The 19,631-nt window shown below is 54.5% G+C and carries 21 protein-coding genes and 3 pseudogenes; 12 read left to right on the plus strand and 12 right to left on the minus strand.

Translation table 11 applies throughout. The features are described from left to right. Window positions 1-246 precede the first annotated feature (246 nt). From ACODNH_RS02035 to ACODNH_RS02050, 4 genes and pseudogenes are all read left to right on the plus strand, one after another. Entirely contained in the window at window positions 247-888 is a 642-nt protein-coding gene (locus tag ACODNH_RS02035) for a hypothetical protein (RefSeq protein WP_434530060.1), read from the plus strand. Further along, window positions 885-1,250 carry a hypothetical protein gene (locus ACODNH_RS02040; protein ID WP_434530061.1) on the plus strand — a complete coding sequence of 122 codons (366 nt, stop codon included), beginning with the start codon at window positions 885-887 and terminating at the stop codon, window positions 1,248-1,250. The genes ACODNH_RS02035 and ACODNH_RS02040 overlap by 4 nt, the downstream gene beginning before the upstream one ends. A gap of 19 nt (window positions 1,251-1,269) precedes the next feature. Then, a complete protein-coding gene (locus ACODNH_RS02045) occupies window positions 1,270-1,425 on the plus strand; it encodes a helix-turn-helix transcriptional regulator (RefSeq protein ID WP_434530062.1) in 156 nt (51 codons plus the stop codon). Window positions 1,426-1,758: 333 nt separating this feature from the next. Further along, window positions 1,759-2,043 (plus strand): annotated as a pseudogene (locus tag ACODNH_RS02050) (radical SAM domain-containing protein); the annotation flags it as partial. Between the two features lie 265 nt (window positions 2,044-2,308). Here ACODNH_RS02050 and ACODNH_RS02055 read toward each other — a convergent pair. From ACODNH_RS02055 to ACODNH_RS02065, 3 genes are all read right to left on the minus strand, one after another. Continuing rightward, window positions 2,309-2,449: a hypothetical protein gene (locus tag ACODNH_RS02055; RefSeq protein ID WP_434530063.1), complete on the minus strand. Its 141-nt coding sequence runs from the start codon at window positions 2,447-2,449 to the stop codon at window positions 2,309-2,311. Window positions 2,450-2,646: 197 nt separating this feature from the next. Continuing rightward, a complete protein-coding gene (locus tag ACODNH_RS02060; protein WP_434530064.1) occupies window positions 2,647-4,110 on the minus strand; it encodes a PAS domain S-box protein in 1,464 nt (487 codons plus the stop codon). After that, window positions 4,088-5,332 carry a response regulator gene (locus tag ACODNH_RS02065; protein ID WP_434530065.1) on the minus strand — a complete coding sequence of 415 codons (1,245 nt, stop codon included), beginning with the start codon at window positions 5,330-5,332 and terminating at the stop codon, window positions 4,088-4,090. Before ACODNH_RS02065 ends, ACODNH_RS02060 begins: the two co-directional genes overlap by 23 nt. 407 nt (window positions 5,333-5,739) lie before the next feature. Here ACODNH_RS02065 and ACODNH_RS02070 point away from each other — a divergent pair, with 407 nt between their 5' ends. Then, on the plus strand, window positions 5,740-5,991 hold the full coding sequence (locus tag ACODNH_RS02070; protein WP_434530066.1) for a hypothetical protein: 252 nt from the start codon (window positions 5,740-5,742) through the stop codon (window positions 5,989-5,991). A 182-nt stretch (window positions 5,992-6,173) separates the two neighbouring features. Here ACODNH_RS02070 and ACODNH_RS02075 read toward each other — a convergent pair whose 3' ends face one another. The 7 genes from ACODNH_RS02075 to ACODNH_RS02105 all read right to left on the minus strand — a co-directional run bounded on the left by ACODNH_RS02075 (window position 6,174) and on the right by ACODNH_RS02105 (window position 10,640). Next, window positions 6,174-6,728 carry a DoxX family protein gene (locus ACODNH_RS02075; RefSeq protein WP_434530067.1) on the minus strand — a complete coding sequence of 185 codons (555 nt, stop codon included), beginning with the start codon at window positions 6,726-6,728 and terminating at the stop codon, window positions 6,174-6,176. Window positions 6,729-6,855: 127 nt separating this feature from the next. After that, window positions 6,856-7,266 carry a hypothetical protein gene (locus ACODNH_RS02080; protein WP_434530068.1) on the minus strand — a complete coding sequence of 137 codons (411 nt, stop codon included), beginning with the start codon at window positions 7,264-7,266 and terminating at the stop codon, window positions 6,856-6,858. A 182-nt stretch (window positions 7,267-7,448) separates the two neighbouring features. Beyond that, a complete protein-coding gene (locus tag ACODNH_RS02085) occupies window positions 7,449-7,763 on the minus strand; it encodes an ATP-binding protein (protein WP_434530069.1) in 315 nt (104 codons plus the stop codon). A gap of 79 nt (window positions 7,764-7,842) precedes the next feature. Then, complete coding sequence (locus tag ACODNH_RS02090; RefSeq protein ID WP_434530070.1) at window positions 7,843-8,364, minus strand: PAS domain-containing protein; 522 nt, start codon at window positions 8,362-8,364, stop codon at window positions 7,843-7,845. Further along, window positions 8,246-9,421 (minus strand): GAF domain-containing protein, encoded by a 1,176-nt coding sequence (locus tag ACODNH_RS02095; protein ID WP_434530071.1) that lies wholly within the window; start codon window positions 9,419-9,421, stop codon window positions 8,246-8,248. The genes ACODNH_RS02090 and ACODNH_RS02095 overlap by 119 nt, the downstream gene beginning before the upstream one ends. A gap of 563 nt (window positions 9,422-9,984) precedes the next feature. Next, window positions 9,985-10,182: a hypothetical protein gene (locus tag ACODNH_RS02100; protein ID WP_434530072.1), complete on the minus strand. Its 198-nt coding sequence runs from the start codon at window positions 10,180-10,182 to the stop codon at window positions 9,985-9,987. A 278-nt stretch (window positions 10,183-10,460) separates the two neighbouring features. Next, window positions 10,461-10,640 (minus strand): hypothetical protein, encoded by a 180-nt coding sequence (locus ACODNH_RS02105; protein WP_434530073.1) that lies wholly within the window; start codon window positions 10,638-10,640, stop codon window positions 10,461-10,463. 350 nt (window positions 10,641-10,990) lie between these two features. Between ACODNH_RS02105 and ACODNH_RS02110 the strand changes: the two genes are divergently transcribed. From ACODNH_RS02110 to ACODNH_RS02120, 3 genes and pseudogenes are all read left to right on the plus strand, one after another. After that, the gene (locus tag ACODNH_RS02110) at window positions 10,991-11,194 is read left to right on the plus strand and encodes a hypothetical protein (protein WP_434530074.1); all 204 of its coding nucleotides are present in this window, start codon (window positions 10,991-10,993) and stop codon (window positions 11,192-11,194) included. Between the two features lie 522 nt (window positions 11,195-11,716). Beyond that, on the plus strand, window positions 11,717-11,869 hold the full coding sequence (locus ACODNH_RS02115) for a hypothetical protein (RefSeq protein ID WP_434530075.1): 153 nt from the start codon (window positions 11,717-11,719) through the stop codon (window positions 11,867-11,869). A gap of 102 nt (window positions 11,870-11,971) precedes the next feature. Beyond that, window positions 11,972-12,963 (plus strand): annotated as a pseudogene (locus ACODNH_RS02120) (hypothetical protein). Window positions 12,964-12,989: 26 nt separating this feature from the next. On the opposite strand, the gene ACODNH_RS02125 reads toward ACODNH_RS02120, so the two are convergent. After that, window positions 12,990-13,136, minus strand: coding sequence for a hypothetical protein (locus tag ACODNH_RS02125; protein WP_434530076.1), 147 nt, complete (start codon window positions 13,134-13,136; stop codon window positions 12,990-12,992). Between the two features lie 121 nt (window positions 13,137-13,257). Further along, window positions 13,258-14,564 (minus strand): annotated as a pseudogene (locus ACODNH_RS02130) (tyrosine-type recombinase/integrase). Window positions 14,565-14,880: 316 nt separating this feature from the next. On the opposite strand from ACODNH_RS02130, the gene ACODNH_RS02135 reads away from it, so the two are divergent. From ACODNH_RS02135 to ACODNH_RS02150, 4 genes are all read left to right on the plus strand, one after another. Beyond that, window positions 14,881-16,620: a transposase gene (locus tag ACODNH_RS02135; protein WP_434530228.1), complete on the plus strand. Its 1,740-nt coding sequence runs from the start codon at window positions 14,881-14,883 to the stop codon at window positions 16,618-16,620. Window positions 16,621-16,922: 302 nt separating this feature from the next. Next, a complete protein-coding gene (locus ACODNH_RS02140; RefSeq protein ID WP_434530077.1) occupies window positions 16,923-17,303 on the plus strand; it encodes a hypothetical protein in 381 nt (126 codons plus the stop codon). An 88-nt stretch (window positions 17,304-17,391) separates the two neighbouring features. After that, window positions 17,392-18,489, plus strand: coding sequence for a hypothetical protein (locus tag ACODNH_RS02145; RefSeq protein ID WP_434530078.1), 1,098 nt, complete (start codon window positions 17,392-17,394; stop codon window positions 18,487-18,489). Between the two features lie 4 nt (window positions 18,490-18,493). Then, window positions 18,494-19,279 carry a transposase gene (locus tag ACODNH_RS02150; RefSeq protein WP_434530079.1) on the plus strand — a complete coding sequence of 262 codons (786 nt, stop codon included), beginning with the start codon at window positions 18,494-18,496 and terminating at the stop codon, window positions 19,277-19,279. Window positions 19,280-19,631: the final 352 nt, after the last annotated feature.

Below are 19,631 nucleotides of genomic sequence, written 5' to 3' on the forward strand. Positions count from 1 at the left end.
GCATTGGTTACTCTGACACCAGTCGGGCGGGGACCCGCAGGGCGACCCCGGCCAGCGTCGAGCTAGAGCCGCGGTCGACTGCATACGGTCGTCCGACTGCTGTGGTCGTGGCTTACAAGAAAGTCCTTGTAAAGTACCGTTGGAAACAGCTGTGGAACACGAATGAAACGCGTTTCACCGGCGTTTCACACGCTGAAACTGATGAAAACCATCAGGTTCATATCACCGATGTTTCGAGAATCAACCATGTCCCCAGTCCCTCCCTCCAGACTGGTGCTGGTCCTCTCGCTGATCGTCCTCGGGAGCAGCCTCGCAGTATTTGGCAGTGTCAGTGGCATCGTCCCCGACGACACCCACGAGTTCGCCGTCGAGGACGACACACTCATCGCCACGATTGATAGCGGACAGCGGCACGAACTGGTCGAAGACGTGCACACGGTGTCCCGAATCGAGATCAGCCACAGTGACAGTCAGTACGTCGTCCGAACGGTCGACCGTGAGCCGCCAGCAGTCGGTACGCAAATGCGTGTCCGAGCACAGCAAATCGTCACATCCGTCGAGACAGTCGGCGGCGACATCCCGGCGGCAGACAGCGCTGCATACACCGTTCGTCGGATTCCGACACAGCTCTCCAGCGACCGCGCAGCAGTGCTCGGAGCCACTCCGAACGCGTCCCTGCAGGCGGTGGTCGCCCCCAACGCGTCTGCGTTCACCGTCCGACAGCACGACGACACCGTGATCTTCGAGCGACGCGAGCCGCAATGGAGCAGCGACCGCGTGCTCGTCGTCGTGACACCACCTGACTCCGGGACCGAGTACAGTGTCGTGGTCAACCTTCGTACCGAGACCGTCGACTCGCTCGTTCGACTCGACAGGGGTGCCCGATGAGACAGCTCCGCTCCCGCCCACGATCCGAGGTACTCGCAGCTGGGCTTCTCGTCATCGCTACCGCTATCCTCGTCACACAGTTCCTGCAGGCGACCCCGACCGTCGTGGCTGGTGGTGAGCGTATTGGAATCAGTAGCTGGCAGTTCTCCCTCGGTGACGCGGTCGTCATCGCGGTCGGGGCGTGTGCTGCGGGAGCGAGCGCGACAGTGCTGCTCAGCGGCGCTGGTTCGTCAGCGGTGGCCACAGCGGACACCAAACGCTCAGATCCACCGGCCCAGCAGCCCGACGACGCTAGCGAACGAGTTGCTGCAGGCTCGTCGACGGGAATGGGAGACCACCTCGGAACGACTCGCGAGCAATGAAAGACTAGTTTATCAGACGGTGCTTGACGCCGATGGCGTCCTGCCTCAGAGTGAGATTGGCGACCGAACGGACCTCTCGAAAGCGACGGTCAGCCGCACGCTCGACAGTCTGGAGGCCCGTGATCTCGTCGAACGCAAACGCCGCGGAATGGGGAATATAGTGTTACTCACGTAGGTAGTCTGGTGCATGTGGCAGTGGTGGAAACGCTCACACTAGGAAGTAAATCCGAGCGACAGGACATGAGAGCCATCGCTGTCGCTCGTGAGCGTCGATCCAGTGTACGCCACTACCGGACCACGGACGACGGTCCACACCGATTGCACCGCCCGCTCAATCCGTCGTCGACGCCATGGAGGGAGCATGAACAGCGACCAGTACGAACTCCTCGCGAAGATCACGCTCGTCGTCGCGACAATGGGCTTCTCAATAGTTTCGACGATGGCGTGGATGTCGCGGTGATCGTTTCGTTCGAATTGCGATATTCTGTTGATGACCCGCTGGCAAGCGATAGACGAACTCCAGCAGATGCAAGACAGCCATCAGTACTGGGTCGAGTACGCCCTCGAACAGTTGAATACAGTCCAGCAAGTCGCAACGCGCTTCGACGGGCCCGAAGTCCATTCCTGGCCAGACGATGAGTTGGTGCGCTCGACAAGTGGCCAACTGCGGTCGAAGCTCACGGCAATGCAACAGGCCGTCTCACCGGAGTCGTTTTCTGGAAAGCACTCAGGCACGTCACCGGAGCAGTCAAAATTGGCTCACGAAGCTGACTCTCTCGGACATCTCATCTAACGTGCTGAGCAAGGTACTGCGATAGGGTTCACCAGATCTAGTACGGATAATGCCGCCACAGACGGGTGTCAGCACGTAGCAGCGACAGTGTAGAACAGCGGAGTACTAACCAACAAGCGGCGACTTACGCCCACAATTGTTGGTTAGCCAACTCTCAATCCGCATTCTGACCATCGTTTGTTGCTCAAGTACCCCTGAAACCACCGCTCAGTAAGCGTGCGAATTGAACATGGCCGATCCAGTCAGAATCCCCTGATGATACGAATCACTCGTTGTCTTCAAGTGACTCTACCGCGTTTTTAAGCGCTTCCAGTGCCTGCTCCAACTCCGCAGAAACTTCGGGGTCGTCTACTTCTTCCTTGACAATTTGAATCTGTTTTATCGCTTCTTTCAGTCTGTTTGGCATTTATGTGCTTGAGTTGTCAAGTTCCAACATCATAATATCTGGGTTCCCTGTACTGATCATTTCAGTACACGGACGGTCGACCAAGGTGTGAGCCGCTGAGGTGGCTGGTCCGATATTTGACTGACCTCGAACTCGGCGACAGGCTGTCCGGGTACCGACAGTGTAGGGAACCACCGCCGTTTGCCGCATGGGGAATATTACTTATCGCTGAATTTGACACCAGTAATCTCGAAGCGAGCCCCACCCGCCGAACCAGTGATTGCGCGTATATTCCAGTCATGGGCCTCAACAACCTGTTGTATGATACTCAGCCCGAAGCCGGTTCCCTCTGTGTTCGTTGAATGGCCGGCTTTGAACACCTCTTCGTTGTCTCCTTCGGGGATTCCAGGTCCGTCATCCTCAATATAAAAGCCACCGTCGAGATGGCCGACAGTTATCGTTACCGCCTCACCACCATGCTCGACGGCATTTCGATAACAGTTCTCGAAAAGCTGCCGGAGGCGGCTTCTGTCCGCACGGACCTGATGATCGAGTTCGATTTCAAGTGTTGCATCTGCTGTCTCGACTGTCTTCCAACAGGTGCGTGCAACTTCGCCGAGATTGAGTATATCCTGTCCACCAGCTTCTTCTCCTTCCCGTGCCAGTGTCAGAAGATCGGTAACTAACGTATCGATACGGGCAAGCGCCGTCTCTACGTCATCGAGATGCTCACTATCGCAGTCCACCTGGGCCAGCCGCAAGCGGCCTTCCGCCACACTCAACGGATTCCGAAGGTCATGTGAGACAACACTGGTAAACTCTTCTAACCTGTCGTTCTGCCGCTGGAGTTCGCGTTCGCGTTTCCGTCGCTCGGTCACATCCGTCGCAAGACCGACCAGTCTGTCCGGTTCCTGCGTCTCGTCATTCCGGATGTATCCTATGGAGAGGACCCATCTCGTCTCATCAGGAGACGGAACCGTTCGAAATTCTACATTGAATTCTTCGGTTTTGCGCTCCCTGATTTCTGCGAATACCTTCGATACCGTTTCCCGGTCATCAGGGTGGACGACGTTCGCGATGAAGTCGTCGATTCCCTCCGGCTCCGCCCCAAACACGCGTTCAGTCGGACCATAATCGGTCGATTTCTCTGTTTCAAGATCAATTGCCCAGAGTATTGAATCCGTAATATCCAACGCAAACGCCATTTGTTCACGGATGCGTTTGAGTTTCTGCTCACGTTCGAGACGTGCGCTGATATCTCGGCCAATGCCGACAATACGGGTCGTGCCGTCGGGATGATTGACACGGTTTGCGACGAACTCGTATGGAATCGTGGTTCCGTCTTTAGTTACAACCGATGCTTCAAGTTGAGCATGCCCCTCGTCAATCACTTGCTCTATTGCTGCAACTGTTTCATCCCGATCAGCCTCGGTCATGAAGTCAACCGGGTCCATTGATTCGATTTCCGAATCTGTGTATCCGGTTACCTTGGTGAAGGTGTCATTCCACCGGATCAAACTACCGTCCTCGGTTAGGACAAAGAACACATCATCAATTGTATCGAAAACACGGTCAATGTAGCTACGATACTGTTTCAGCTCTTCTTCACGCTCCCTTCGTTCACGGTTTCGAAGCGCTCGGTGGACGAGATCGGCGATATCACTCAGGAAAATCGATCTCATCGTCCGTCCATTCTCGGGTTTCGCCGACGTGCTCGTGACAGACAACGCCGATAACATCACCCTCCGAACGCAGGGTTCCGTCCAACAGTGCGCCGATGTCGTTGTCGGTGAGATAGTCGTGTAACTCCGCCGTTCGAGGGTCTGCAAGAGCATCAACAGCATCAATTGCCTGATGCGATTCTAAAGCCCGGAGATACGCTGGATAGTCTTCACAGACCAGGACCGGGCCCTGTTCGTGGCTGTCGGTTTGGGTCTCGTAGTGATCGGTACATTTCAACACCTCTGTGTCTCCAGCATCATCGACGAGCCAGACATTTACCCGAGGGACCTCCAAGACGTGTGCCGCAGCTTCAGTGATCCGCTGGACCGCAGTCTGGAAGTCGCCACTCGTCACCGCGTCATCCGTTGCCAACTTGAGAAGGGTTTCACGCTGCCGTTTGTGGCGGTTTTGACGCCGACGATGCTCGGTGATATCAGCCGCGAAGCCACCAATTCGATTCTCAGTCTCTGTCCCGGTACCGATTGGTTCCATGTGTGCCCGGACCCATCGTCCATAGTCCTCGTCTGGATTGACACGAAATTCGATATCCAACTGCGTTCCCTCGGAAACGCTGTCCATCGCCTTTCGTACCTTCTCACGGTCATCGGGGTGGATACCTTGCAGGAAATCTGTCGGTGCCGACTTGAGGGTAGCGATTGTGCGTCCCCAGACTTCCTCGTAGGAGCTACTCATGAACAGCACGTCGTCCCAGTCGGCGGTAAAACTGAAAATGACCCGATCAGTGTTTTCTACGAGGTCAACGAGCCATTGCTGAGCGCGGGTAGTTTGATACTGCTTGACCGTGTTCTGGATTCGATTGGCGAGTAGCTCATACTGACCTGTCCCGCCTTTCTTTTGGAGATAATCGGTCGCACCCGCGCTGAAAGCCTGACTGGCGATTTCCTCCGACCCTTTGCCTGTAAAGAGAATAAATGGGAGTTCTGGATACTCAGTGCGGACCTCCTTGAGTAATTCAATACCTGTCCGGTCGCCCAAATCGTAGTCAGAGACAATGCAATCGAACCTGCCATCAGCAATGCGAGTTAGCCCATCACTGACACTGTTGACTGTTTCGATATCAAATCGACTATCTTCGGACTCGAGGAGCGCGGCCGTTGTCTCCGCAAAATCTGGTTCATCATCAATGTGAAGTACACGGATCCGCTCCCCCATCTCAATCATAGACATTTAGACTTGACAAGGGTGGCATATAAGTGTGGTATGAATTAACAACACAGTGGAGATGGCAAACGGTGTAAGCCGTGGCGTGTTCCTTCCGGATTGCAGTGAATAGATGCACAGGACACCCGTAGCGGTATGTACTGTCCACCTCACCCATGAACGACTGACCTAGGGCCGACCCCTCTTTCGCCGCGTCGACAGTGCGGGTGCAGCCCACTACTGAAATAGCAATGCGTTTGCTGTGGCTGTTGTCGCAGGTGACGGCAGCTCAGAGACAATCGAGCTAGCAGCAACAACGCCTTAGACGCTCTCGCAATGGTGCAACTACACGCGCTCGGAGCGCGGCTGGGACGTTGGGCCCATGTCGGCGGGTCGTTGGTCGGCGATCTTGTGCGAGGGGTTGAGGCGTGAGCTGCACCGTGGAAGAACGGCGACGTGTCCGACGGGGCGCGAGGGTTATTCGTGACGAGGTGGCTACTGAATCCGTCGGCGTGCTTGCGCCGAGTGCGAGTCAGTTCGGTAAATGGGCGCTTGATGCCGTACTTCGAGGTGCTGATTTGGTTCCGCCAGAAGTACTGCGGGAGCTGGCATTGGCTGGATCGACGTTACAGCTGACACCGTCGCAAGCCGAGTATCAGCATGTAGCGGCGACAGTGTAGGCCAGCGGAATCTTAACCAACAATAGCTGACCAATACCTGTCACTGTTGGTTAGCCAACTCCCACTCCAATTTCTGGATACAGTTATTGCTCAGGTACGCTTCTGAAACCACCGCTCAGTAAGCATGCGGATTCAGCACTGCCAATTAATTCATCGTTGGCACGGAAGTGGACGAGAAAATGTTAGCCAAGGAAGTATCGGGCCCATGGATACCGTTCAACAAGCGGTTGCCCACCGATTTCGTATTGTTCGATGTACTGGTCGAGACCGAGAATACGGCCAGCACCGAAGGCGGCGACTGAGAGGAAGACAAGCATATACGCAAAATCCCCGTTGATGTAGCCGTGGGCAATGTCCCAGTTCCCCAGATAGAACATCAGCATCATAAATGCGCCCCAGAACGCAGCGAGGCGTGTCAGAACACCGAATATGAGGCCCAGGCCGATAAGCACCTCTCCCCATGGAACGGCAACGTTAACGAAATCTACGAACCATGGCGTGCTTCCCATTGAAACGAAGAGGTCAGCCACGGGACTTCCATTTGACGGGGGTGCATTCTGGAGATATCCTGCTGCGCTAAAACTCCCTGACAACACTTTATCGAACCCACTCTGGAAGAACGCTATCCCCATCATCAGCCGTAACGCAACAATGAACCAAACGCTCAGTGTGTGGAGTTTCCCTTCCGCTGTGAATCCTGCGACTGTGCTTCGAAGTTGGACTTCCTGAGATGCCATGGTCTCATAGACCCACAGACCAGCAATAACCGTTAGTGGCTTTTCTCAAGTAGTCGGAATAAAATGATACTATATCTGTAATAAGTCTATGATCCGAACTCAGGATTCGCTATTGAATGGTCAGTCGTCAGCCAGAGAGGCCGGAGAGGCACCACCACCTGGCGCGGTTGGGTCCTGAGTGAGTGTCTTGTACAGCATGATTAGCATGGAGGCGATCAGCGCGAGGCCCCAGAAATGCGGTTGGCATCAGGAAGGTCAGCCCCGCACCCTCACCGATCCAGACGACACCCGGAATCCCCCACTGTCCGGCGATGAACAGGACTGTCACAGCGGTACGGAGTTGCCCTGTGACGCCAATAGCGGGCACAGCAAACCCCATGACAATTGCAAGAATGGAAATCACTCCGAGGTGGGCGTGCCCGCCGATCATCCAACTTGGAACACCGGTGCCACCTGAGAGCAGAATGAACTGGTACAGTCCAACTACCATCATCGTTGCAAGTCCGAGGAAGCCGCTTGCTTTGAGCGCTTTTGTCATATCCGACTGAAGCGATATTTCCCTGCCTGTTAAAAGTTGGTGAATAAACATTCGTATACGACATGTACTCGTAAGCCAATGCAACAGGCCATCTCGCCAGTGCGATCCTCAAAAGAGATGTGTTGGGGATCCGCTGAGCAGCCAGTGGTAGCAGAAGCGACCGAGCAGATTCAACGATTCAGTTAGTCAAGCGCTGATGAAGACGCCTCTACCCGTGGTAATTTAATACAAATAACAGTCCCTTGGCCTTCCGCGTCCTCGACGTTGATCATCCCGCCGGACAAAAAGACGATTAAATAGACAAGCCACAATCCTAACCCTTTCCCGTGTTTCAACGGCTCTACGTCTTGCGTTCCGAGGAGAATTGCGATCTCCTCGGCTGGTAGTCCAGGTCCGTTATCCGCGAGACTAATCTCGACAAATCCATTGTGTACCTCACTTGTGATTTGTACTCTCGCTGGCTGGGTATCAGTATGGACTATCGCATTCAGAAGCAACTCCTCGATTGCGATATCGATTACTGGGATGGCTTCGACCTGTTCCTCACATGTGTCAATCCGGATATCTGCGTCAGGGTCAGTCGTTTCTAACAGTGCTAACAGCAGGTGTGACTATCTCATCAACTGTATACGTCCGGGGCTCTGGTGCTTCATCCAGCAAACCGACGATCTTCCGGTGTTTCTTGATTACCGCCTCCAGTTGGTCGATCTCGTTCTGAATGCCCTCGACAGCGTCTGGGACATCATCGGCCAGCGACTCCACTAACGAATCGACATAGCCTCGAATCACTGTCAGCCGATTCAAGAGATTATGCCGTAACACACGATGCAACACGCGAAGCTGCCGTGTCGCTTCTTTCCGGTCAGTGACGTCCTGCTGAAAACCAACGTAATTCGACAACGCTCCATCGTCGTCATACACTGGTGCAATCGTGACGCGGTTCCAGAACGGTGTCCCATCCTTGCGATAGTTTTGTAACTCAGCCGTTACTGGTCGCTCCGCGTCGAATGGCTGCTCGTATTTCTGCAACTGGTTCCGGCGCTGTCTGCTCCCCTTGTAGAAACCGACAGTTCCGTCCCAGTACGTCTGTTTCAGCATACCCAGTGAGGTCTGTGAACCGCTTGTTAACGTAGGTAACTGGATTGTCCGGTTGTGCTGGGTCGGAGAGTGTGATCCCAATCGGGGCCGTTTCGATAGCCCGGTTTTTTCGTTCGAGTTCCCGTTGGCGTTCTTTTCGCTCTGTGATGTCGCGAGTCATCCAGAGGCGGCCAAAGTACTCATCATCGTCAGCAACAACCGGCGCAGAATACCACTCTACAACCCGCCCATCAGACAAAGTGAGTTCCCCATCGTCAACCTCGTGTGGATGGGTCTGGAACTGGTCAATACGGTCAGCTAACGTCTCTGGTGACGCCAGCTGAGGCAGTATCTGCTCGAAAAGAGATTCGGTGATTTCTCGCTCAAGTGCGTTGTCAGACAACCCCCAGAAGTTTCGAAACCGGTCGTTGTACGACAGGACTTCGCCATTGTTGCTAATTACTATAACGCCATACGGGACGGTCTCGTGTTGGGAATTAAGCAGTGATTGTCTGAATTGGAGCTGCTGACGTTGGTGACGGCTCTCCCAGTTTCGGAAGGCCCGATGAATCACGTCGGCGATATCGCCAGCGAACTGGATTTCTTGGTCAGTCCATTTTCGAGGTCCGCCAATGTGCTCGTGACAGATGACGCCAATAACCTCTCCTTCTGATCGAATCGTGGCGTCAAGGAGGGCGCCGATATCATGTGACTCGAAATACTGTTCGTAGAGTTCTGCAGTACGAGAATCAGAAGACACATCGGTAGCGTCAATGATTCGGGATGATTGAAGCGCGTTGATGTACGCTGGACATACGGAGACGGATAACTCCTGGCCATTTGAATGGGTCTCTGTCTGAGTATCAAGCTGGTCAATACAGCGGAGGTGGGTCCTATCCTCGTTGAAGAGCCAAATATTAACCCGGGGAACATTCAGGACGGCGGCGGCGATCTCAGTGATAGTCTGAATACTAGGGCCTATATTTCCAGAAATGATATCTTCGTCTGTCGTCAGTTTGAGAAGGGCCTCGCGATACTGATGGTGATTTCCTGTTGTGGCCCCACTAAATCCACACATGCTTGTATCTCGTAATATCGAATACCAACCTATATGGACGTTTGGGCCGCTTTTGGGTGTCTATTTTGTTCAGCCTCTGACTAAGTGAAATGCCTGGAGCGGTCCTTGTAGTACCGAATTAGAGAGAACTAACAGACACCCAGCTACCGGAAACAACAAAATCAGCATTGAGAATGAGGGGAGAATTTTATACAGATCGTACGCAACCTCGAGAAGAGTTGCCGACGCTGAAATCTGGGCCAGTTGGTGAGTCTTCTGTACCAACCGCTTCAGTATACGGGTGGTCAGTTGTTCGTGTGGGCAGCTGAGTGCTGTGGCTGGTCCAAGTGCACACTGATTCTCTTCTCATCATTTGAATGGCGTCACTGTTATTATCTGGGTGACAGTAGGGATTCATTCAGTAGCGCGAGTAGCGGTACATGGGTAAGGTAGCCTCTGACAACCCAATAGAAGTGTAGTCCCCCCAATTGGGCCGGTTCCTTGCCCTTCACAGACTGTATTGTCCAGTCATCGAGAACCGCACCGGAAGTATGAGTCTTTTATTACACGCCAGAATCACCCAATCAATCCAGTGATTCGAGGATCGTTTTGAGTGCATCATGGGAATGACCAGAATCGTGTAGCTTCTTCGCTTTGTCTGTTACCTCAGCAGGGATTCCATCCGAAATAATAAGATCCTCAACGAGAGTGGCAATTTCTTGCTCATCGGAGGCCCATCCCTGCTCTGGTGGATTGTCGTCTGAAACCTGACTTCCAATCATACTATCGACTCATGAAGGGTTGTCACTCACACCATCATAAATCCCTTCCCTGATATGAGTTCTATCCGGTTCAACAGGCTGTATGGCTTCAATCGGTCCCACATTCGTTGCTACTCGAGTGCGAATATAGCCAGAGACACAGCGGCGCAGCTCCGGTCGCCCCAGAGACCAAAGTCACGAGCCATATGACAGAATTATTCGGTTGCTCTACTGGGCAGGACAGTTAGTAATTTTTGTAGTCATCAATGGACCGCCCGATGTGAGTGTCCCCGCAAAGCCTACTCAAGCAATGTCTCATTGACGTTACCAGTTGCCTCAATTTCACTTTTGGATATTTGAAGCGCTTCCCGGATGTGATACAGTGTCTCATCGTCCTCGGCATGGTCATAGGCAGCGGTCAAGTGATTGAGGACTGAATCGGGAATCGCATGCTTTCGTTCAGTATCGATGTCTGGCATGCCGGAAACAGAGGATTCTCTGAAGTAAAAAGTTATGAAAAGCAGCATTACAATTCATGATGCTCGATTGGAATTAGTACGCAGATTTTAGATAACCGATTGATGCGCTGCAGTGGGTCAAATAACGATGCGGCATCCAAATGACGATCGGTAATCGACGGAGGGCCATTACCGGAACAGTTCATACGCAGAATCTCGACGACTACCGCGAGTAGACTCCAACCACCTTCGACCTGGTCGTTGAGTCAGATCGCCAGCCTAGTTCACCGACAGACTGGGATGCACTGGACGGCACAGAAACCCAGACCTTCGGAACAACGCCTGATCCCGAGTTCGAGTCCAGCCCCGACGTGGCCGTCGATAGCTCGGTCAAGGCCAGACAGCATGATACACTACCAGCCCACACCGAGGAGAGTCAATACGGATTCACGGCGACGGCTCGACGTGTCTATCATACATTTCGGGCAACGGTCCTCGCGCCGGTTGCCCTGGTCCGCCAGTACCTGCTTCCGATTCTCGCTTTCGGGACCGTCGTGCTCTGGCTACTGAGCTGACCCTGCCAGAATGACCCACCGGTTCTGCCAGATGCAACCATCGCGAGAGCTACTACAGAGACACACAGACCGATCGGCTAACCGACTATCCCACACCCCGATCTCACAGGAGCAGTCATGATACATAGTACTCCATAGCACTATCGACAAGCTCCTCGAATAGTGGGTTTATACGCCTTGAGAACAGTATTATAGGTATGATTCAACGGGTGTGGAAAACGGTCAAACAGTACCTTGAGTCGGGTTCAGAGAGCCACGCCGCAGTTGATGCGTGCATAGAGTGTGGAGAACCATCGTTTCCAAGCGCTGGCCGGTGTGCTGATTGTTTAGACAACTAACGATACCGGTCCTGAGAGGCGCTGTTCCTCACTGGTGACAGCAGCGCCAGCACCCGAGAGATGCAGTGTGACGTAGAGTTCCAGTATATACGTTCATTCTGAAATCTGGCAAACACTTTTCCTCGGCGCCAGTTGAGTCTTAGATGGAAGAAACACTGTCACACGCTCCTTCCATCCCCGTTCCATGCCTGATGACACGCAAAGTCTCGGTCGCTGTCCAAACTGCGATGAGCGCATCACGACTGCGTGGGTGCTGGTTGAATACGAACGAGACGATGGGACAGAAGGCATTTGGGCGGAGTGTCCGACGTGTGAGGATGTCGTTGCGCCAGAGTAGTCCCGTTTTGAATACCTCCGCTGGAAGTCGTTCTGTAGTTCGGTGAGCATGTACTGAGCCACGTTCCCTATCGTTTTCTCCGGTCATCACATACTCTTAGACATGACATTCGGACCAACGTGGAACAATCTCCGTGACAACATTGACGCACTCCAGTCTAATGCAACCCTTGTTACCCCACTGTCACGCAAAGCCTTCGGCATCGAGGATGTGCAGGAATACCGAGTGCTGATTCAGTACCGAGACGACAACGAGACGATTCCGCTTCAAAAAGACCAATTTGAGACGCTATACGAACGCGTGAGCGAATCCCGGGAAAGTTCGATATTGACCGCCTGCCGCCGGATGCTGAGCCCTATGCAACTGTATTATCCCTTCATCCACGCTTCGAGGTGGACGATCGGGCAGGGACACTGACCGAAAGCGAACAGTCTACGGGGTCTCCACTGGTGGAAGCTCGAAGTGGTAGTGAGGAACCTGATACGACAGAGCGTGAGGAACCAGATTTAGACGTATATGCAGATGCATTACTGCTGATCGACGGACTTGAGCGCCATGATGTCGGTTCGCTGGAAGCTGTCGAAACGCCCGCGCTGGTGAATATCTACACCCTGCTCTCGGACGTCCAGCGCAATGCAAACGACCTCAGGAAAGACGTTCGCAGTGTCTTGCTTGACCGCCTGCATCACGACCAGCCGGTTTCTGGGCAGTTTGGGTCCGTTCAGCGGACCACGCGTCGGAACCGGTCGCTCAAAGATGCCGAACTGGTGTTGAACGCCTTCAAATCCGCCGGCATCGAACGCGAACGGTTGACGACGGTTGATTCCAGCAAGGTTGATGAAGCACTCGAGGTGACAGAACTGTCCGAGTCCGACGTGTACGACATTGAACCGAGCGAATACGTTCGTAAGGCCGACGTCGACGAACAAGAGAAAGAGACGCGCCTGCAAGGACTGAAAGATCAACTTGAGGCGACCGAGGGCGACGAAGCTGACGAACTCCGCACCGAAATTGAAGAACTGGAAGACCGGATCGCCGAACTGACCGAATTTCGGTCCGGGCGGACATTCCACGAGTCGTCGGCCGGTGGGTAACGTAACTACCGCCTGCAACGGTTATATCAATCGTCGTCTTCGAGTGTCTCCGACGCGTCCTCTAGCGCTTCCAGAGCGTTTTCAAGCTCCTTAGGCACGGTGGAGTCGTCCACTTCCTGCTTGGCAAGTCGGGTCTGTTTAATCGCTTCTTTCACTCTATTTGTCACTTCCATGTATTATTGATCAGCCAACAATCGAAAATATCTGAGGGTCGCCTGCAGTTTGAGCCCACCTTGTGAGACACACCCATAGATGAGAATCAGCCCATGCAGTGCAATCTACGCAAGGATTCCATCAATCGCGCCAATCGCTATCGAACGCCGTACTTAATTTCTCCCGCATGAACTCCCGCCGGAGTTCGCGCTTTCGCTCGTCGGTCAGATAATCCTCAAAGACCACCTTCGCGCTGGCACTCCCCTGTTCGTCGGCGATATCTTGGACGTGGGCCAGCAGATCCTCAGTGGTTCGCGAGTAGGCGTCGTACCAGAACCGCCGACCCATGTGTGGCTTCCGGGCGACCCCGTCGATCTCCTCGGGAATGCCGGCCGTATCTGCGAGGTCGTGGAACCAGCCGGCGATCGTCGTGCCGTCGACGTGACCGGTTTTCGAGCGCTCCGAGGGGAACAGATAGCCATTGACCCGAGAAAGATGCCGCCGGGCGATATCTTCGCCGAACACGATGGCGACGGTGCCCGGCCCGTTCTTTCGCTCGTCGAACTGGATGTAGGGGTCCTCGGCGTCGAGATGGAGCTGGTCCTGGTGCAGCGCCGCTACCTCGCCGGCCCGCAGGCCCCACCCGGCGAGTGCGACGACGAGCATCCGGTCGCGGCTGGTGATTGCCACGTCGAACATCGCCCGGACGTGCTCGGGCTCGAGAGCGACCGGGTCAGTGTCCGAGGAACGAGTCCACGAGAACCAATCCTCTGCGCCGTTGGTGGGATTGACCGTCGCCACACGCCGTTCCACGAGCCAGCCATACCACATGCGGATCGCATCGTGCACACGTGCGATAGTGGACTCAGCGTACTCATTCGACATGTACGCGAACGTCTCCCGGCAGCGGTCGACGGCTTCCGTTTCGGTGATGTCGCTGTCGCCGTGACGGGCGAGAGGAGATCGTCGGTGCCGTGGCGTTCTCGGTAGGACCGAGCGTAGCGAGCAAGTCGATATCGGATGGTGTCGCGGGTGCTGTCCGTCCAGTCGTCCGCGGCAGACTGCTTGGCGTCGAGATACTCCTGAAAGGACTCCCGTGTTTCGTCGTGTTCGATATCCCAGTCGTACCCACTGGACTCGGTGTCGTACTCGAGTGTGTTCTCCCAGAACGTGGCGAACGTCGTGTCGTGGTACTCTTTCAGCGCGTACGTGAGCCCGCGGAAGCCGTTGTTCGAGAGCCACTCGTAGGATGGGCGGTCAGTCTCGGGGTCGAAGTCGTCGCGACGGAGCGCCGGAACGACCACGGCTTCGTAGGCGTCGGCGAGCTGGGCCTCGGTGAGTAGCGTCCAGGGCACGTCGTCGGCGGAGTGCCACGGCTTCGTCCGCTCAATCCCGGGGGAACCCTCGTGCTTTCCGGGTTCTGAATCTGAATCAGCCGATTTCGGCATACTGAGGTAAACACATTGAATCCTGATAATTCTGTTGCCACAGCAGACGCGTGCCAGACTTATGGCTCTACGGTGATTTGGCAAAAATTGTCATAAAGTGTTTATCGCTATATAGAATCCGAATACTGATGTCCCACGTTTTCGGGATCTCAAATTCTACCAACCACTAGACTGCTGACAATTCCTTTGCGTGGCGGTATCGATTGCTGAGACAGCTATGAGTTCAACAGAGATCTGAACCAGTCGATTTGGCGACCAATGTGACGATTTGAAACCTCTCGGTGACGGGCTCAGAACTACAATGACTTCTGAGCAGATGTCGGCAGGTGACGACGACGCCCCCGCGCTCGCGGGGGCGATCGTCTATCACGCTGGGGAAGTCTGTGAAACCGTGGATCATCTCTGGCGTGTCCTCGGAGAGGTTTCGATTCCAGTTGACGGGCTTACCGACCACCGCCAGCAACACAAGGTCGCAAACGGCACTGAACCGATGGCTCGGGTGTATCTCTACCAGGAGATCTACGACCTCGCCCAGAGCGAGGTCGCAGATCGCCTCGAAGATCGCCCATCACTCCTGAAGACGCTTGATTTGGACAAGGCACCGAGCCAGCAATCACTCTCGTACGCGTGGACGCAGTTCAGCCAACAGACCAAACGGACGCTCAACGCGGCAGCTACAGGTATCGCACAAGAAGCCGTCGACCGCGGCGTCATCTTGGAAGCACGAGTACCAATCATCCCAGATGAAGACGATATCGAAGAAGACGGTAATGAACCAACCGTAACACGCGAACACATTCGAAAGCAGGGGAACAAGATCGTCGAGCTCGCCCGAAGGCACGCCTTCGGCGAGTTCGACTCCAACAGGGCCGATAACAGAGTCTACGAGGACGAACAGATCCTCGATCTGTTCGCCTCGGCATGTCTCACCCAAGGAAGTGCCCACTCCGAGGGTGAAGCTGGCTGGTTTCTCGACGAGAACGATGCCTGTGACGACTCGACGTTCCTCCGAGTAATCAAGCAGTTCGCAATGCCGGCTGATCAGGAAGTCTCTGTCCCACTCCAAAAGCAACAGATCGAGGATATCGTCGCGTTCACCGAGGTATTTCGCGAATATCTCATGGACGCGTTCGACACCGCGACCGAGAATATTCTTCAGACGATTCGGTATGAAGATCCATTCGACGACCGCCACGTCGTGGCGGCCGTCGATTTCACGCACGTCCCCTACCACGTCTGGCCGTGGATCGATAAGGACGAACAGATCCCGAAGTCGACGTACCCGCCGATGGTAAGCGGGTACGTCGACGACGGTGAATTGAAGCACGGCTACACGTTCGCGACGATCACAATCGTCGGGAACGATGTTCCGATCATTTTGGGGATTGAAGGCGTCAAGGAACACTCAGACTGGGAGCCAACTGAGACGCCCGCTGACTCGAAAGCAGACGTCGTTACGCGTCTGCTTTCGAGAGCCCAGCAGTACGTCGATCTGGACGAAGTGCTACTGGATCGTGGCTTCTACGCCAGAAACGTCCGTGCAGAGATTAACAGTCGTGGACTGTTGTACACGATGCCAGTGGGGAAATACGAGTCAGATTACAAGGCAATCAAGCGCATCAAGAGCAAAGATGGGGTAGACGCCGCTGTCAACCACGACGTCCCCGTCGGGATAGACGGGGACGTCGACCATACCGCAGAATATCTGTACGTTCCAGCCACCAGTGACGACGCTGACGGTGAGTATGCCGTGTTCGTAACTAACCGCGATCACGTCGATCCCGACGAGATCGCTCACGTGACGAACAGCTACAGCCGTCGCTGGGATATCGAAAACCAGTACAAGTCGGTGCAGTCTTACCTTCCAAAGACCTCCTCAACAGACTACCGAGTGCGGTTGTTCAACTTCACGTTCGCGGCGTTATTGTACAACCTCTGGCGACTCACCGACTTTCTGGTGAAGATCGGCATGGAGCGAGAAATCAGGTCGCCGCCAGTCGTGACCGCCAGGACGTTCGTCCGGGCGGTCGGTCACTCCCTTCGAAAAGCCGGGTGAGAAGGCGTACTGTTTCTGTTGCTTGCCTGCGGCAAGCCGCAGGCTTCGCAGTCTGAGCACGATATCGGCCATTCCCTCGCCCCCCGCTGTCACTCCTCGCCAGCCAGCAACCGATGCATAGCATCTCCGCAAGGACATCTCAAACTCCGTCTGATTCGACCGCTATTCGTTTGTAGACGCTCTATATCCCGAAAACGTGGATGTCAGGCACGTCAAGAATAATCGCTTGGATTATTTGACAGAGAGTGAGTGTCCTGACCTTGTTACGAAGTTCTTATAATTAATGTCAACATATGTAATATATGAACCGACGAGCCCTTCTCTCAACGATTGCGTGCGGAACATCAATTCTTCTCGCTGGATGTGGTTCTCAGGCTCCCGAAAACGAAGTAGAAATCACTGTCCGAAACGATAGCCAGAAAGTCATCTCGATGGACATCTTCTTCACACAGGGTGACTCTGAGACTGTCTTTTCAGCCCACTACTCTCTGGATGCAGAGAAGGCTAATGAGGCAAAGAGTTTCACCGGCTCTGCCGACCGAGCATACGTTATCGTAAATGAATCGCAGGCTAAAGTGATAGACTTCGTTAATAAACCGTGTTCTGGGACGAATACCGTCCCCTTTGGAGTTGCATATAGTGAAACCGAGGGTATTCAGGTAGGAACCGCCTGTTCTGAATAGCATGCCGCATAAAGAGCTATCTGCACACGATTACACGGTTCTTCAAGATACATACAGTTATATACTGTATTTCTCGTGCTAACGGGTAGTGTCAGTTGCTCAACCTACTGAATCACCGTTTGACCACGACAGGTACTTCACGTTCACTGTCAACGAGGAGACCTACAACGGGAGTATCCACTTCCTCACCAAGTACGACAGAAAGCCCGATTTCGTTGAGGTACTACGAAACAGTTTCTTCCGAGACAAGACCTACGGTGACAACCGTGCCGACTGGCATCGGAATACTACGTCGTTTTACGCGTGGGTGAAGGCGCATATGCTCCGACTCGCGTGGGACTGCCGCGAAGAGTTCCTCTGCTACTTTCTCCGCTCGTTTCCCAATATCTGCCGTGATTTCGGATTTCCAGTCACGCACGACCGCGACACGAGCGGAGCGCCCAGTCAGTCCCGGCTCTGGGAGATGTGGAACAAGGAATTCACCGACGTACAGCGCGAATTCGTCCGAACGGCCACCGAAGAAGCCCTCGAATTCGCCCGCGAGCAAGGCATCCCCGCACCCGACCCCGTGTTCCGACCAGAGGAACGTGACATCACCTCGAAACGTAGCGAACAGCGGCTCGTTGCAGAGAAGACCAAAGAGGTCTGGCAACAGGCCAAACCGTTCGTCACGGACACGTTCTACCTGAAGCGGGCCGAGAACACCGTGGTTCACGAGAACGCGTTCTGGGAACAGCACGCCTACATGGGAATGCGAGAGAATATGTACGCCCAGAGCGGCCAGCACTCGTTCTACATCGACTCTCAGCGCGACCGCACACCGAGTGCATCGAACCACCGCTACCAGATAGGAAAACTCACTATCGAGGAGATGCGCTCGATGCTTCACGAGACTACACGGATGCTCATCGCCCGCGCTCGGCACAACTCCGAACTCGTCGGCAAACTCTGGGCCGCTATTGACATTACCAAGGGCAACCCGTGGACGGGCAAAATCGAGCGAGATGAGGATGACAACATCGCAGAGGATTGGATTCTCGGCTACAAGGACGGTGAAGTGTACTATCAGTGGGCGACAATCCAGATTATCGGCTACGACATCCCGCTTGTGCTGGACGCCATCCCGGTCAAACGGGGGATGAAGCGAGCCGACATCGTGGACAGCCTGCTGAGAGAACGCACTTGACCTCGTGGACGACATCGAACTCGTGATGATGGACAGGGAGTTCGATAGCGAGGGCGTGAAAGACTCCTGCGACAAGCATGGTGTCTATTACCTGAACGGCGCACGGAAGTACGAGTCAGAGAAGGCGACGTGTACGCGGCTCCGTCGTTCCGGGGAGATGGCTAACATCGAAGAAGAATCAGTCTCAAGCGGCCCGACTCGCAAGCGGATATATCTCCCGTCCAGTGCTGACGATGATTTCGACGCAGAGAACGAGCATGAGGGGGATGAAACCGAGGAGAGACCAGACATCCGCAAGGAGATGCGTGAAGACCTCTCTGAACTCGGTATTGAACTGAATGAGGAGGATGCCTCGCACGGGTTCAGTGCCCTCACGGAGGAACTGCGAGAAGAGGAGGAGAACGAGCCGACTGTCGGGAGCGAAGAGGATGCACAGGCGTACGCGTTGTTCGAGACGAACCATCCCAACGTGACGCTGAACGAGGGCGATAACAAGATAGAGCGCATCCATATGGTCGAGCGGATGGTTCGCCGCTATCGCCACCGTTGGGGCATCGAGAACGGCTACAAGCAAATCAAGACGTTCCGCGTCCGCACGACGAGCAAACGCCACACGTATCGGTTCTTCAACTTCGTATTCGCGTGCGTGCTGTACAACGTCTGGCGGCTCGTGGACTTGCTGGTGAAACTCGCCATCGAAGGTGAGAATTCGACGTATGCGCCGCGTGTGGATGCGAACCAGTTCTTGACAGTGGCGAAAGAATACTACGGTCTCGACCCGCCGGACTAACGTTATCGGGCGGTTAGGTGTCCACTGACACCTGAGCGGCGGCGCTATCCTGCGTTCATTATTTTCGGCTGATTGGTGTCTGTTTCTGAATCATCGACCTTAGCGCCTTCTCACGATGTTTTCGTACGGTGGGTGTCTGCCGCAAGGAACGTCGGTTCAACCGATTATTTGGTCATATACCTGCCTTCTAGCCGCCCCTGGAAGTTGAGACTACAGCGGGTTTAGCGGGACTGTAATGCATGGTTTCGGCTGTTTCAGTGATCGGGAACTGGCTCAGATTGCTCTCCAAACGGCTATTCCTATGAAATTTCAACGACATGCGCGAATTTCGGCGACTTCCGAGAGCGTTGCC

The sequence above is a fragment of the Haloarcula sp. NS06 genome (genome assembly GCF_051122755.1).
GTDB lineage: Archaea > Halobacteriota > Halobacteria > Halobacteriales > Haloarculaceae > Haloarcula.

Excerpts from the sequence above, each read along its gene's own strand:
- ACODNH_RS02140 (WP_434530077.1), top strand. The coding sequence starts at position 16,923 with ATGAACCGACGAGCCCTTCTCTCAACGATTGCGTGCGGAACATCAATT.
- ACODNH_RS02100 (WP_434530072.1), bottom strand. The coding sequence starts at position 10,182 with ATGATTGGAAGTCAGGTTTCAGACGACAATCCACCAGAGCAGGGATGG.
- ACODNH_RS02095 (WP_434530071.1), bottom strand. The coding sequence starts at position 9,421 with ATGTGTGGATTTAGTGGGGCCACAACAGGAAATCACCATCAGTATCGC.
- ACODNH_RS02040 (WP_434530061.1), top strand. The coding sequence starts at position 885 with ATGAGACAGCTCCGCTCCCGCCCACGATCCGAGGTACTCGCAGCTGGG.
- ACODNH_RS02090 (WP_434530070.1), bottom strand. The coding sequence starts at position 8,364 with ATGCTGAAACAGACGTACTGGGACGGAACTGTCGGTTTCTACAAGGGG.
- ACODNH_RS02135 (WP_434530228.1), top strand. The coding sequence starts at position 14,881 with ATGTCGGCAGGTGACGACGACGCCCCCGCGCTCGCGGGGGCGATCGTC.
- ACODNH_RS02035 (WP_434530060.1), top strand. The coding sequence starts at position 247 with ATGTCCCCAGTCCCTCCCTCCAGACTGGTGCTGGTCCTCTCGCTGATC.
- ACODNH_RS02115 (WP_434530075.1), top strand. The coding sequence starts at position 11,717 with ATGCCTGATGACACGCAAAGTCTCGGTCGCTGTCCAAACTGCGATGAG.
- ACODNH_RS02125 (WP_434530076.1), bottom strand. The coding sequence starts at position 13,136 with ATGGAAGTGACAAATAGAGTGAAAGAAGCGATTAAACAGACCCGACTT.
- ACODNH_RS02060 (WP_434530064.1), bottom strand. The coding sequence starts at position 4,110 with ATGAGATCGATTTTCCTGAGTGATATCGCCGATCTCGTCCACCGAGCG.
- ACODNH_RS02075 (WP_434530067.1), bottom strand. The coding sequence starts at position 6,728 with ATGGCATCTCAGGAAGTCCAACTTCGAAGCACAGTCGCAGGATTCACA.
- ACODNH_RS02105 (WP_434530073.1), bottom strand. The coding sequence starts at position 10,640 with ATGCCAGACATCGATACTGAACGAAAGCATGCGATTCCCGATTCAGTC.
- ACODNH_RS02055 (WP_434530063.1), bottom strand. The coding sequence starts at position 2,449 with ATGCCAAACAGACTGAAAGAAGCGATAAAACAGATTCAAATTGTCAAG.
- ACODNH_RS02065 (WP_434530065.1), bottom strand. The coding sequence starts at position 5,332 with ATGATTGAGATGGGGGAGCGGATCCGTGTACTTCACATTGATGATGAA.
- ACODNH_RS02080 (WP_434530068.1), bottom strand. The coding sequence starts at position 7,266 with ATGACAAAAGCGCTCAAAGCAAGCGGCTTCCTCGGACTTGCAACGATG.